The sequence below is a fragment of the Yersinia massiliensis CCUG 53443 genome, assembly GCF_000312485.1.
GTDB lineage: Bacteria > Pseudomonadota > Gammaproteobacteria > Enterobacterales > Enterobacteriaceae > Yersinia > Yersinia massiliensis.
This window is the reverse complement of record NZ_HE997643.1, coordinates 471257-486123: the sequence shown is the minus strand read 5'-3', so window position 1 is coordinate 486123 and position 14867 is coordinate 471257. Positions and strand designations below refer to the sequence as shown.

Genomic DNA, 14867 nt, shown 5'->3' with positions numbered 1-14867 from the left:
ATGGGTAAAAAAGGAGCGATCTGAAGATGAGCAACACAGCGTTTACCTCCCTTGAATTTGTCCATCCCGATGAAATTCGGGCCAGATTCTCTCGAGCCATGTCGGACATGTATCAGGCCGAAGTTCCTCTCTATGGCACGTTATTGCAACTGGTTGCCGATACCAATAAGCAGGCTTTAGACCAACAACCAGCATTGGCACGTCATTTACATCAAACAGGAGAGATTGAAAGGTTAAGCATGGAACGCCACGGTGCTATTCGTGTGGGAACGCCAACTGAGCTTTCAATGTTACGCCGCCTTTTTGCCGTTATGGGGATGCTCCCTGTCGGTTATTATGACCTCGCTCCCGCAGGAGTGCCGGTTCATTCCACCGCTTTTCGTGCTGTGCATGAAACCTCATTACAAGCCTGCCCGTTCAGGATTTTTACATCATTACTACGCTTGGAATTGATAGAGCAGCCTGTCTTGCGGCAACGGGCGGCCGATATTTTGGCAACTAGAGAAATATTTACCCCACGAGCTATTGAGCTCATTATTCAATTTGAAACTGCTGGTGGCCTGACCAGCCTTGAGGCCGATGATTTTATCACTCAATCTCTAGAAACATTTCGCTGGCATAATCAGGCAACCGTCAGTGCCGAGGTCTACCAGCAATTGCATGACCAGCACCGGCTCATTGCTGATGTGGTGGCATTCAAAGGGCCACATATCAATCATCTCACCCCACGCACGTTGGATATCGATGCAGTACAATTGGCGATGCCTCAGCATAACATTACCCCTAAAGCAGTTATTGAAGGGCCACCGCCCCGCCGTTGCCCAATATTGTTACGGCAAACCAGCTTTAAAGCATTGGAAGAAAAAATTGCGTTTATCTCTACGGATGGGCAAATCATTCAGGGATATCACACCGCTCGTTTCGGAGAAATTGAACAACGCGGTGCGGCACTGACGGCAAAAGGCCGCAGTCTCTATGACCGCTTGCTGCAAGCCGCGCAGGATCAATTGCAAGTTCCGGCGAATGAAAAAAATGCCGCACAATATATGGCTTTTCTCAGCGAGCAATTTAGCCAATTTCCTGATGATTATCAGACGATGCGCACCGAAAAACTCGCTTTCTTCCGCTACTTTCCCACGGAAAAAAGTGTCAATGTGCCGGCTGAATCAGTGAAAAAACTCACATTAGATGAGTTGATTGATGCCGGATTTATCGAATATGAACCCTTGGTTTATGAGGATTTCTTGCCGGTGAGTGCAGCGGGTATTTTCCAATCTAATTTGGGCGATAAGGGGCAAAGTCATTTCACTGGGCATTCAAGTCAACATGATTTCCAGCGAGATCTGGGGATGGCAGTGATTGACGAATTACAATTGTATGAAGAAACTCAACAGCGTTCGCTTGCTGCATGCGCAGCAGCTTTAAAGCTGACGCAATTGAGTATATGAAATTGAATGTATGCGACTGAATGGTTCGATTGAGTATTTACCCAAAATATTTGCCCTAAATATAGGCCATAAATACATTTCGTCATGAATATATTTCGTAGGGCTATTTTGGATGTTGGGCTAAAGCCTGAATTTTTGACAGCAGCGGCTCCGCCTGATCTGGTGGTAATTGTGCATCGACTGGCAAATACCACCAATTAGGCTGAGCGAAAGCTCGGCACTTGACGGCATCTTTTTCAGTCATTAATAAAATTTGCGGGCCTGTCGTCAGTGGCGCAAGTTGTGCCAATGAATAATCCTGATGGTCAGCAAAAGCGTATTCATTTTTAGACTCAACACCCAAGAGACTGAGTGTGGCAAAAAAGCGGGGCGGATGGCCAATACCTGCCATCGCAACCACATGCTGTAGCTGTAATACAGACTGACGCTCACCAGTGACCAGATTAACCGCATCCCGAGCAACCAGTTGCATTGGGATCTCTGCCGCGGCAGCAACACCACCATTGGTGATAACCGCATCGACTGAACGCAATCGCGCCGCTCGTTCACGCATCGGGCCAGCAGGTAGCCACCAACCGTTGCCAAATCGGCGCACACCATCAATGACCACCAACTCAAAATCACGCTTTAGTGCGTAATGTTGTAAGCCGTCGTCTGTGATAATGAAATCCAGCGTATGAGAGGCCAGTAAGGCCTTGATAGCCTCAGCACGTTTTGGTGAGACAGCAACGGGTGCCCCCGTGCGCTGAAAAATCAAAACCGGCTCATCTCCAGCTTGCACCGTTGTAGTGTCATGAGTTAGCCGTAGCGGGTAAACCGACGACTTGCCACCGTAACCACGAGAGACAACCCCGACGCGATAGCCCCGTTGTTGTAGTTGCTCAACCAACCAGATAACAACGGGTGTTTTACCATTGCCGCCCGCAGTAAGGTTGCCAACAATGACAACTGGCACTGGCGAGCGCCATGACTTTCGCAGACCTAAGTGGTAGCTGGTCCGGATAAACCAAGTTATTGCGCCATATAACCAAGAAAATGGTAACAGCAGCAAATATAGCCGAGACTGTCCGGACCAGATACGCTCAATCATTGGCCGAACTGTATACGGTTAAGTTGAGCATATGCGCCCTGTTTCGCCAACAATTCAGCATGTACACCACGTTCGACAATGCACCCATCTTCGATGACTAGGATTTCATCCGCTTTTTCAATAGTAGAGAGGCGATGAGCAATCACTATTGACGTACGATCTTTCTGTAACTCATCCAAAGCGGCTTGAATGGCCCTTTCGGACTCGGTATCCAGCGCTGAGGTCGCTTCATCCAAAATCAAAATAGGGCAATCACGCAATAGCGCTCGCGCGATAGCGATACGTTGGCGCTGACCACCGGACAGCATCACACCATTTTCACCAATAACAGTATCTAACCCATTCTCCATCTTATTGATAAAGTCCATCGCATATGCCATGCGAGCAGCTTCTTCAATTTCAGCGCGGGTGTACTGATCATCGCGCGCATAGGCAATATTATTGGCCACGGTGTCATTGAACAGATGAACGTTTTGCGATACCAACGCCACTTGATTACGCAGAGCGCCCAACCGGTATTCGCGTAGATCATGTCCATCTAACAAAATACTGCCTTCACTGACATCATAGAAACGAGTGAGCAAATTGGCGATAGTCGATTTGCCCGAACCAGAGCGCCCAACCAATGCCACGGTTTTACCCGCTTCAATGTGCACATTGATGTCATTCAGTGCTGGGGTATCTTTGCCTGGATAATAAAATGTCACATGATTGAATTCGATTTCACCTTTTGCTCTTTCAACCTCCAGCTTGCCTTCGTCTTTTTCCTGCTCTAAATCCAAAATAGTGAAGAGCGTTTGGCAAGCAGCCATCCCACGTTGGAACTGAGCATTCACATTAGTAAGGGACTTTAAAGGGCGCATCAATGCAATCATTGCTGAGAACACAACGGTGATTGTCCCTGCGGTGAGGGTTTCCATGACACTTGGGAAACTTGCCGCATACAACACAAACGCTAAAGCAAAAGAGGCTATCAGTTGTATGATCGGGTCAGAAATAGAAGAAGCAGAAACCAGTTTCATACCTTGCTGCCGCATACGGTTACTCACCGTTTCGAAGCGCTCAGTTTCAACTTTTTGTCCGCCAAATATCAATACTTCTTTATGCCCTTTCAGCATTTGCTCAGCACTGGTGGTCACCTCCCCCATGGTGCTTTGCATATTCTTACTGATATTACGAAAACGCTTAGAAACCACTCGGATAGAGATTGAAACAATCGGGGCGATGACGATTAAAATGACTGACAACTGCCAGCTGTAATAAAACATCATAATGAACAGGCCGATGATCGAGGCACCTTCACGCACCACAGTGACGAGTGCACTAGAAGATGACGCAGCGACTTGTTCGGAGTCATAGGTAATACGTGATAACAACGTACCCGTTGATTGCTGATCAAAGAAAGATACCGGCATGCCCATCATGTGGCTAAACAGTCGGCGACGAATATGCATCACCACTTTGCCCGACACCCATGAAATACAATAGCTAGAGATAAAACCGGTCAGTCCACGCACCACCATCAAACCGATAACGGCCAGCGGCATCCATTTTAAAATTGAGCTATCAGCATGCCCAAATCCATCGTCTAGTAATGGTTTTAGCAACGACAGCATAAATGTGTCGCTGGCAGCATTAAGAATTAATGCAATCGCCGCCACAACAAGACCTGTCTTATAAGGAGTGATCGTTGGCCATAGGCGACGGAACGTCTGCCAAGTGGATAGATCTTTATCATTCATTATGCAATTACCAGCACCAGAAGAAATAGCGGCCTATTCTACTCATTATGACCCCCAACACCAAACCGCTGGTGATACCAACGTGGCATTAATTGTTCACGATAACCTTTCACTTTCCAATTATCCTCGTAAAAATAGACACTTACCTGACCTGAGACTGCAGTGTCACGCCAAACAATGTTATTTTTTCGATAGCGATTAATGACTTTTTTTGTGGGTAAGTGCCATTGGTTATAGCGTGCAGCAGACGCAAATGCCAATTCGGGCTTCACTGTGCGCAAAAAAGGCGCAGTTGAAGACGAATTACTACCGTGATGTGGCACTTGCAATAGTGTAGAGGCTAATTTAGCACGAAAATTCTTCACTAATTTCAGCTCTCCGTGCGTTTCGAGGTCACCGGTTAATAACAAACTGTACTTAGCGTCGTTAATGCGAATGACACATGAGTCATCATTTTGTGCATTAATAATCTGTTTTGCTGGCCATAAAACCTCAAAATCTAACCCCTGCCACTGCCACTTTACGCCCTGTTTACAGGGCAAGCTGTTTACAGAAACAGGGTAAGGGGCCCGCACTTTCGCCTTTGGAAAGGCAGCTTGAAGCTCAACTAAGCCTCCTGTATGGTCCTGATGGTCATGGCTGAGAATAATCTGCTCAACAGTAATCCCCCGCCATCGCAAATAAGGAAGGATAACCGCCGAGGCCATACTTCCTGAGTGCCAACGATTACCGGTATCGTAGATAATCGCTTTCCCCTCGCGTTCAATAACCATCGCCAAACCATGACCAACATCCAGCATATCTACGCGCCAGCGATACTCGTCACGCCGCTGGCTAAATAATGCCAAATTGACACATAACACCATGACCCCAATAGGGTAACTGCGCCACCACTGAAAACGCCAAATAAGCAGCGCTAACCAGCCACCATAGCCAAGAGCAACGGATGTTGCCCCCGTATGTAACCAACCTACGCTCAGTTGGCTGAGCGGCATCAGGACGACAGTAAGTGATATGTCAGCCAGAAGCCAAAATAGGCCTGCTACGGTAGGAAGTAGTGTGAATGCGAGGGCCAATAACACACAAGGCACGGTGAGTAACGAAACGATAGGTACAGCCCAGAGGTTTGCGGGTATCGAAAACAAGCTAACACCGTGAAACAAGCCGATTTGTAATGGCATCAACAGCAACATCATGCCAACTTGCAAATGCAAACCTCGAATGATCGCCCTCTTCCAACCGACGCGAAAACGATTGGAGACAGGCACCCAGTGATACCAACATATCAAACTAAGAACCGCGAAACAGGAGAGCCAAAAACTGTCTGAGAGTACAGCGAGTGGGTCACATAATAGAATGAGTGCGAGTCCCCATAGCCATACTTGCCCTGTACTACACGCGATGCTGAACAACCGCAGCAGTAGCCATAACGTTAATGCTATTGCGGCCCTCACGGCTGGTGGGTTCGCGCCCGCAAGCCAAACATAAGTCATTGCGACCAACCAACCTATTAGCAGTGGAAACAAAGGAGTTATCCACCTAACAGGTAATAAGAATTGGACTCCTCGCGCGAATATGCCGCCAAATAAAGCTGCTAGCGCAATATGCAATCCTGATATGGCCATCAGATGCGCAGTGCCAGTATCACGCAAAAGCGCCCACAGTGATGTATCTAGTTGCTTCCTCTCGCCGAAAGCGAGCGCCAACAACGTTTGTCGTTGGTCATAGGGCATAAGCTGCCGCTCAATGAGACTAATGGCTTGTTGGCGCAGATGGCATCGTGCATCAATTAGCTCGGCCTTTATGACCTTGCCTTGTAATGGACTACGATTCGCTATCGCGCTGCGTTGGCTATCAAATCCACCTTCATTGAGTATGCTGTGAACAGCCCGCATCCTAATATTCAGCATCCATAGCTGCCCTGCACAGTAAGGCCTCAGTGCTGCTGGCCAATGTACCGATACCGCAATAGGGGGAAATATTCGTTGCCCATTGACTTCCTGAATCGCCAGTAGGACTTTCCTCTCTTCGGCCCAAGCCAGACGTGGGCTTTTTATCGTCGCGATTATCTGCTGTTCACCTTGTGTTAATGCTTCAATTTGCGCCAACATCTTATTTCCGTGCCAACTTCCCCACACAAAGCAGATCACGACGACGGCCAAACATCGGCAATACTTATTTCGGCTTATCCCTAACAGCAACACCAATCCCAGCAACAGATGCATGCTACTTATATCTGGCAATTGCGGTAGAAAAATAAGGGGCAATAGGCCAACGACAATGGCTGCCGCAACCTGATCGATTTTAAGAGTAATAACAGACCGTCCGTTGTCGATAACCAGATAGCCTCATGCCATCCGTTCATTGCGCTAAGAAAAATCGATTTTCTATGTTGTTGAGTCATGCTGCCAGCACAAAACATGCGAGTTCAGAGTCAGTTCGCGGACTGTTTTGCCCTATTACATAATCAGTTAAAGAAATGCGAAACCTCTCTTAAAAGTGAAAAATTCAGCTAAGACGAAATGCTAAATATGAGGGGTGAAGACCTAGAGGGATTGTGGATGAAAATAGAGGGAAAAAATGGAGAAGAGGAAAAAGAAAAACGGTGCCATTAGAGGCACCGTTTATTATCAGCGTGTATACCTAGATCTTTAGGCACACATAATAACGCGGAAAGTTGTAAACAACTTAGCCGTAGATATTAGCGCGATCACGCAATTCTTTACCTGGCTTAAAGTGTGGAACGTATTTACCTTCCAACTCAACTTTAGCGCCAGTCTTCGGATTACGGCCAACACGCGGAGCACGGTAGTGAAGAGAAAAACTGCCAAATCCTCGGATCTCAATGCGCTCACCTTCAGCTAATGTTCCAGCCATATGTTCAAGCATTTCTTTCACTGCATCCTCAACGGCCTTAGCCGGTACATGAGAGTGCTGGCCAGCAAGTCTTTCAATAAGTTCAGACTTGGTCATATTACCTCCAAGCTTTGCAGCTAAACTACCGTATAGGGGCGTAAAGAACGCCCCCCGTTATTACTCGCCTTTTGCAGCTTTGAACGCTTCAGCCATTGCGCTAGAGAAGTTGCCTTCTTCTGGCTTGTTGTTAACTGTAGCAATAGCATCTTTCTCATCAGCTTCGTCTTTAGCACGAACAGACAGGCTGATTACGCGGTTTTTACGGTCAACGCCAGTATATTTGGCTTCAACTTCATCACCTACGTTCAGAACTAACGTTGCATCTTCAACGCGGTCGCGAGTTGCTTCGGAAGCACGCAGATAACCTTCTACGCCGCCAGCCAATTCAACTGTAGCACCTTTTGCGTCAACTGCAGTGACTTTACCAGTAACAATAGCACCTTTCTTGTTAACAGACAGGTAGTTATTGAACGGATCTTCTGCTAGTTGTTTCACGCCCAAGGAGATGCGCTCACGTTCTGCGTCAACTTGCAGAACAACAGCTGCGATTTCGTCGCCTTTCTTGTATTCACGAACTGCTTCTTCGCCTGCAACGTTCCAGGAGATATCAGACAGGTGAACCAGGCCGTCGATGCCGCCGTCCAGGCCGATGAAGATACCGAAGTCAGTGATAGACTTGATTTTACCTTCAACGCGGTCGTTTTTGTTGTGGGTTTCTGCAAACAGCTGCCATGGGTTAGATTTGCACTGTTTCAGGCCCAGAGAGATACGACGACGTTCTTCATCGATGTCCAGAACCATAACTTCCACTACGTCGCCAACGTTAACAACTTTAGACGGGTGAATGTTTTTGTTGGTCCAATCCATTTCTGAAACGTGTACCAGACCTTCAACGCCTTCTTCGATTTCAACGAAGCAGCCGTAATCAGTCAGGTTAGTAACACGACCAGTCAGCTTAGTGCTTTCTGGGTAACGTTTAGCGATAGCAACCCATGGATCTTCGCCCAGCTGTTTCAAGCCAAGGGATACACGAGTACGTTCGCGGTCGAATTTCAGAACTTTAACAGTGATTTCGTCGCCCACATTGACGATTTCGCTTGGGTGTTTAACACGTTTCCAAGCCATGTCAGTAATGTGCAGCAAGCCATCAACGCCACCCAGATCAACGAATGCACCGTAGTCAGTCAGGTTCTTAACGATACCCTTAACTTCCATGCCTTCTTGCAGGTTTTCCAGCAATTGATCACGCTCAGCGCTGTTCTCAGATTCGATAACTGCACGACGAGAAACAACGACGTTGTTGCGTTTCTGATCCAGCTTGATGACTTTGAACTCAAGCTCTTTGCCTTCCAGATGCAGAGTATCGCGAACTGGGCGCACATCAACCAGTGAACCAGGCAGGAACGCACGGATACCGTTCAGTTCGACTGTAAAGCCGCCCTTCACTTTGCCGTTGATCACACCAGTAACGGTTGCAGCTTCTTCGTAAGCCTTTTCCAGCATCAGCCATGCTTCGTGACGCTTAGCTTTCTCACGGGACAGCAGAGTTTCACCGAAGCCGTCTTCAACAGCGTCCAGTGCAACGTCAACTTCATCGCCGACTTGAATTTCCAGTTCGCCTTGCGCGTTCTTGAACTGTTCTGCTGGAATTGCTGACTCAGATTTCAGACCGGCGTCAACCAGTACGATATCTTTATCGATAGAAACAACAACACCACGGACGATAGAGCCCGGACGTGTTTCAATTGTTTTCAGGGATTCTTCAAAGAGTTGAGCAAAAGATTCTGTCATGTTTATGATCTTCAGGATTCTTAAGTTTAACGTCCATCTAGCATCCCGCCGGATGGGGTTGTTTCACATGCCTCGCCACATATCCTTGCAGCAAGGTTTCAAGTGCTCATCAAGAATAATTTTAATTAAAAAATACATTATTGAGAGCTCAGTTTTAACTGCATTGACGTTATTTTTTTAACGGCAATGCAAGAATTCGTTGGGCATAAGCCAGCGCCTGTTCAATCACTTGCTCGATAGACATACTGGTAGAATCCAGTACTAATGCATCTGCAGCAGGGACTAAAGGCGCAATAGACCGATTACGATCGCGATCATCTCGCTCCTGTATCTCGGACAAAAGACGTTCAAAGTTAACATTAAACCCCTTTTCCTGCAACTGTAGCATACGTCGATGTGCGCGTTCTTGCGAACTTGCATCAAGAAATATTTTTACCGGCGCATCAGGAAAGACTACTGTTCCCATATCGCGGCCATCAGCAATTAGACCGGGCGCTTCACGAAATGCCCGCTGGCGGCGCAATAACGCCTCTCGGACCCGCGGAAAAGCCGCCGCCTGAGAGGCCGTGTTTCCTACTGTTTCGGTACGGATCTCGTTGCTGACATCCTCACCTTCTAAAATGACTTTTAGCTGCCCATTTTGCGAGACAAAGCGAACATCGAGATGTGCGGCAAGTGGAACCAATGCCTCTTCGGTGTTGATATCAACCTGATGATGCAGTGCCGCTAAAGCTAAAACACGGTAAATCGCACCAGAATCTAGCAAACGCCAGTCCAACGATTCAGCCAGTGCTTTGCAAAGCGTGCCTTTACCTGCACCACTAGGCCCATCAACGGTAATCACCGGGGCTATCGCCGCCATTTCTCTCTCCTTTACGGTAGGCAAAACCTCTTGTCTACCCCATCGGGCAAACACAGGAGCAACATTATACGCCGCATCGATGTGAACTGTTACCCCACCGTGGTTTACTTGCTGAAAATAAGACCATGGTAGTGGCAGGAGTGTAGAAGAGATGGGAAGGTTCGCCAGAAAAAATTTTTATTATTAATGGAAGTGGTGGGTGATCATTGGGTATGAGCCACCTCTCTCACCTAAAAGATGAGCACCCAGTGGTGCCCATCATCAGACTGATTAAACAGATAATCTATGGCTAGGCGAGCTGGCTCAAACGGGCCAACTGTTCGAAATAATCGGGGAACGTTTTCGCGGTACATTTAGGGTCAAGGATAGTGATCGGTATATCTGATAACGCCACCAGCGAGAAACACATCGCCATACGGTGGTCATTATACGTACCGATTTCTGCGGTGGTTAACTGCACGGGAGGCACGACGCGAATAAAGTCGTCACCTTCTTCAACTTGCGCGCCCACTTTTCTCAGTTCAGTTGCCATCGCCGTTAAACGGTCAGTTTCTTTGACTCGCCAGTTATAGATATTACGAATAATCGTCGGGCCCTTGGCAAATAGCGCTGTTGTCGCGATTGTCATCGCAGCATCAGGGATATGGTTCATGTCCATATCAATGCCATGCAACTCACCACGACTACACTCAATATAGTCGTCACCCCAAGTCACGTTTGCGCCCATTTTTTCCAGCACATCGGCGAATTTGGTATCACCCTGCACACTTTTCTTACCAATACCTGTCACGCGCACTGTACCGCCTTTAATGGCGGCGGCGGCTAAGAAATAGGAGGCCGAAGAAGCATCACCTTCAACTAAATAAGTGCCCGGCGTACGATAAGTTTGTCCGCCTTTAATATGGAAAACCTGATAGTTTTCATGTTCAACCTTCACGCCAAAGGCACTCATCAGATGCAGAGTAATGTCGATATAAGGTTTAGAAACCAGTTCACCTTGGATCTGAATATCCGTGTCCTGTTCAGCCAATGGTGCAGTCATAAGTAGTGCGGTCAAAAATTGGCTTGAAACACTGCCATCAACTGTCAGTTTGCCGCCGTGAAAGCCCCCACGTAGACGCAGTGGCGGGTAGTTTTCTTGCTCCAGATAATCTATCTGAGCACCACCTTGACGTAATGCATCAACCAGATGACCAATGGGCCGCTCTTTCATTCGGGGTTCGCCAGTGAGTACGATATCGTTATTGCCCAGGCACAATGCAGCGGCTAATGGTCGCATTGCCGTTCCCGCATTCCCTAAAAACAGTTCCAAGGGTTGACTCGCGGTTAACTTGCCACCGACACCATCAACTTCGCAACGGGTGCGATCCGCAGAAAGGCGAACATTGACACCCAGTGCTTGCAGCGCATTGAGCATGTGACGAATGTCATCACTGTCTAACAGGTTATTGAGCTGGGTTGTCCCTTCGGCCAGCGCGGCCAGAAGAAGTGCACGGTTAGAAACACTTTTAGAACCGGGTAAATTAACGGTGCCATTAATCAGGGCAATGGGTTGTAACGTCAGGGATTCCAGCATGGGTAAAGCACTCTCCAGTCTTCAATGATCAACAGCCCCGTATAGGTCGGGGCTGTCGTTATGGCAGATTAAATAACAATCAAAATAAGGTATTACACATTCGTTGAGGCTGACATCCGCCCCGAGAGATCAACCATGGCGACGTTCAAAGTCAGCCATAAAATCTGTTAATGCTTTAACGCCTTCAATTGGCATGGCGTTATAGATAGAGGCACGCATCCCCCCTGCAACACGATGGCCTTTCAGCGCTTGCAAGCCTTGTGCTTCAGCTTCACTCAAGAACACTTTGTCCAATGAAGCATCGGCCATTTGGAAGGGGACATTCATCCAAGAACGGTTAGCAATCGCAACTTGGTTGCGGTAGAACCCCGTCTTATCAATCGCGCCATAGAGTAACTCGGCCTTAGCCTGATTACGTTTTTCCATCGCACCCAAACCACCCTGCTCTTTCAACCATTTGAAGACTAAGCCAGAGAGATACCAAGCAAAGGTCGGTGGGGTATTAAACATCGAGTCGTTCTCAGCCAACACTTTATAATCAAGGATCGACGGTAACTCTATACGAGCTTTACCTAATAAATCGTCACGAACGATCACCACCGTCAGACCTGCCGGACCAATGTTTTTCTGAGCACCAGCATAAATGACGCCATAGCGGCTGACATCAATCGGGCGAGAAAGGATGGATGAGGAATAATCTGCAACGACAATTTTGTCGCCGAAATCAGGTTCTTCGTTGATAGCCACACCGTCAATAGTTTCATTCGGGCAGTAATGCACATAGGCTGCATTACCACTCAATTTCCATTGCTTCATGGGCTGAATACCTGTCAGGCCGTTATCGTGAGTCGTGACATCGATAACATTCGGTGTGCAGTATTTTTGTGCTTCTTTTACTGCACTGTGCGCCCAATATCCGCCGTCAATATAATCAGCACTTTTACTGTCGCCCAGCAGATTCAGTGGTACTGCGGCAAATTGCGCACGCGCGCCACCATGGCAGAATAACACTTTATAATTAGCCGGAATCTGCATCAGGTCGCGCAGATCTTTTTCTGCCTCTTCAGCGACCTGTATAAACTCTTTACTGCGGTGACTAATTTCCATCACCGACGTTCCAAGGCCATGCCAGTTACGTAATTCTTGTTCCGCACGACGTAAAACTTCAACCGGTAGCATCGCTGGACCAGCGCTAAAATTATAAACCTGTGTCATTTCCCCTCACCACACTCTACTGAGATTGCCATCGTTATAACCCATCACTCGGTTTTATCATTCGAGTCCGCCTGCTGCAATGGTTATTCGCCATCGCGAGGGAAACTTTCAACCTCATCAGCAGCAGACCGTGCCATATCTTATTATTATCTTGAAGTTATTCACTAAAAGCGGTCTTAGCATGGCTTTACAGCATGATAGATAACTCATTTTGCCCGTTGATGGTGCAAAGCCTCTACCCAATGGTGATGACCACAGCGCTGGCATGTCGCTTGGGTATCTCTGGCGAGCGAAAGAATTAAGCTACATTGACTGCAAGCATACTCGCCCGATTTCTCAATCGTCGTGAACGGTCTAATACAGCATTTTGGTAGTACGGGCAGGCCTGGCTTGACTTGATCATCGGAGAAGAAAAAAACACTGATCGCACCGTTCACCTCTAGAATGCCGAGGCGCACTTGGCCAAGATGTTCGACACCTTGCTGGCGTAACTCCATAAAAAACTCGTCATGGGTGATATTTTCCTGTTGCATCGTTTTCCAAACAAATACGCCATCACTGACGATGATGAGGGGCTTGCCTTCCATCCATTGTTGGATTTTTTCACTGCGTGACATCAGATAAGTGGCTAGGCGATACAAAAGCATGATGCTGATAAATACCATGACCACAGGTAAGAGTGGCACATCATCATAAAAGGTGACGTCACCGGCGGCTGAACCCAACGTCAGAATGATCACCACTTCAAATAGCGACATCTGCCGTACACCACGTCGGCCGCTCAGTTTGAGAAATAAAAAAACCAGCACAAAGGTGAATAAGCACCGAATACCCACTTCAGCGAGAAATTCGATAGGGAATTTATCCAGCGCCATCCGGTTGAAATCAAAAGTTTGCATTCTATTGTTATCCTATCGCCTTAAACGCAAGTTAAAGCCCAGTGGCTTCTTACCTGGTAGTGAACTCTTACCTATTAAAGGTAGCTGGCAACTAGGTATTGACGTTTTAATTCAGATTAGCGGTAACAAAATAGAAACGGAGGCCGAAGCCTCCGTCGAAGATTGACTCGCTCAATGAGCAACTGGATTAATATTTGTGGAACAACTGTTGGATTTCTTGAGGTTTTTGCGTTTGAGTTAATGCCAGTTGCAGTAATACACGTGCTTTTTGCGGGTTGAGGGAGCCAGAGGCGACAAAACCGTATTTGGTGTCATCAACTTCTGCATCTTCAGTCGTGGAACCTGTCGGTACTCGGGATGAGCGTACAACGGCAACACCGTTATGAGCAGCCGTCGCCAGCGTATCGAACACCGAATGGTAGAGATTACCGTTGCCGACACCTGCACTAACAATGCCTTTATAACCATCTGCGATCAATGCTTTAGCTGGTAAATCAGAAGCGTTGGCATAGTTATAAACAATACCGACCTTCGGCAAGGTATTCAGGTTACTGATATCGAAAGCAGGTTGTCTTGGCTCGGGTTGATGAAGATAATTCACCTTACCATCATAGATATACCCTAACGATCCGGTATTCGGTGACTGGAAAGTTTGGACCGATGTCGTATTGGTTTTCATGACATCACGGCCCGAGAGCACCTGATCATTCATGGCAACCAAGACGCCACGTTTGGCTGAGTTCTCATCGCTGGCAACCACCACCGCATTATAGAGATTTAGTGGACCATCAGCGCCAAGTGCCGTGGCCGGCCGCATCGCCCCAACCATGACCACAGGCTTATCGCACTTCACCGTTAAATCGAGGAAATAGGCTGTTTCTTCCAGCGTATCGGTACCATGAGTAATGACGAATCCGTCTGTTTTGGCACAATCGGCATTAATTTTTTTCGCCAATTTCAGCCAGACTTCATCATTCATATCTTGAGAACCAATATTCACGACTTGCTCGCCTTGAATATTCGCCAGTTTTTTCATTTCTGGTACCGCATTGACCAAGGCATCAACCCCCAGTTTACCGGCGGTATAATTGGATTTGGTGGCTGAATCACCACCACCCGCGATAGTTCCTCCGGTTGCCAATAAAGTAATGTTGGGCAATGCAAAGGCCGAACCGCTGATCCCTGCTAAAATACCAGCTAATACCGTTAGCTTTATAGATTCCATAATTATGACTCCATGATTTATAAGCTAGCGAATTATCCGGAATATCCATAATAAAACTGTGACAATTACTGTACTTTAGGAATACGTGGAGCTATTAACTAAA

The 14867-nt window shown here is 47.4% G+C and carries 11 protein-coding genes; 1 reads left to right on the top strand and 10 read right to left on the bottom strand.

Going from position 1 to position 14867, the window contains the following annotated elements; translation table 11 throughout:
- Window positions 1-26 precede the first annotated feature (26 nt).
- Window positions 27-1448 carry a 2-oxoadipate dioxygenase/decarboxylase HglS gene (hglS, locus tag BN68_RS02180; RefSeq protein WP_019209510.1) on the top strand — a complete coding sequence of 474 codons (1422 nt, stop codon included), beginning with the start codon at window positions 27-29 and terminating at the stop codon, window positions 1446-1448.
- A gap of 103 nt (window positions 1449-1551) precedes the next feature.
- Here hglS and lpxK read toward each other — a convergent pair whose 3' ends face one another.
- From lpxK to ansB, 10 genes are all read right to left on the bottom strand, one after another.
- Window positions 1552-2538, bottom strand: coding sequence for a tetraacyldisaccharide 4'-kinase (gene lpxK / locus BN68_RS02175; RefSeq protein WP_019209509.1), 987 nt, complete (start codon window positions 2536-2538; stop codon window positions 1552-1554).
- A complete protein-coding gene (gene msbA, locus BN68_RS02170) occupies window positions 2535-4283 on the bottom strand; it encodes a lipid A ABC transporter ATP-binding protein/permease MsbA (protein WP_042806367.1) in 1749 nt (582 codons plus the stop codon). The genes lpxK and msbA overlap by 4 nt, the downstream gene beginning before the upstream one ends.
- A 35-nt stretch (window positions 4284-4318) precedes the next feature.
- A complete protein-coding gene (locus BN68_RS02165; protein WP_042806366.1) occupies window positions 4319-6595 on the bottom strand; it encodes a ComEC family protein in 2277 nt (758 codons plus the stop codon).
- Between the two features lie 373 nt (window positions 6596-6968).
- Window positions 6969-7253 (bottom strand): integration host factor subunit beta, encoded by a 285-nt coding sequence (gene ihfB / locus BN68_RS02160; protein ID WP_019209506.1) that lies wholly within the window; start codon window positions 7251-7253, stop codon window positions 6969-6971.
- Window positions 7254-7313: 60 nt separating this feature from the next.
- Window positions 7314-8987, bottom strand: a complete 1674-nt coding sequence (gene rpsA, locus BN68_RS02155; protein WP_004391091.1) for a 30S ribosomal protein S1 — start codon at window positions 8985-8987, stop codon at window positions 7314-7316.
- Window positions 8988-9156: 169 nt separating this feature from the next.
- Window positions 9157-9849, bottom strand: a complete 693-nt coding sequence (gene cmk, locus BN68_RS02150) for a (d)CMP kinase (protein WP_019209505.1) — start codon at window positions 9847-9849, stop codon at window positions 9157-9159.
- 289 nt (window positions 9850-10138) lie between these two features.
- Window positions 10139-11425 (bottom strand): 3-phosphoshikimate 1-carboxyvinyltransferase, encoded by a 1287-nt coding sequence (gene aroA / locus BN68_RS02145; protein WP_019209504.1) that lies wholly within the window; start codon window positions 11423-11425, stop codon window positions 10139-10141.
- Window positions 11426-11554: 129 nt separating this feature from the next.
- Entirely contained in the window at window positions 11555-12640 is a 1086-nt protein-coding gene (gene serC, locus BN68_RS02140; RefSeq protein ID WP_019209503.1) for a 3-phosphoserine/phosphohydroxythreonine transaminase, read from the bottom strand.
- 206 nt (window positions 12641-12846) lie between these two features.
- The gene (locus BN68_RS02135) at window positions 12847-13539 is read right to left on the bottom strand and encodes a DUF421 domain-containing protein (protein ID WP_019209502.1); all 693 of its coding nucleotides are present in this window, start codon (window positions 13537-13539) and stop codon (window positions 12847-12849) included.
- A gap of 187 nt (window positions 13540-13726) precedes the next feature.
- The gene (ansB, locus tag BN68_RS02130; protein ID WP_019209500.1) at window positions 13727-14764 is read right to left on the bottom strand and encodes an L-asparaginase 2; all 1038 of its coding nucleotides are present in this window, start codon (window positions 14762-14764) and stop codon (window positions 13727-13729) included.
- Window positions 14765-14867 lie beyond the last annotated feature (103 nt).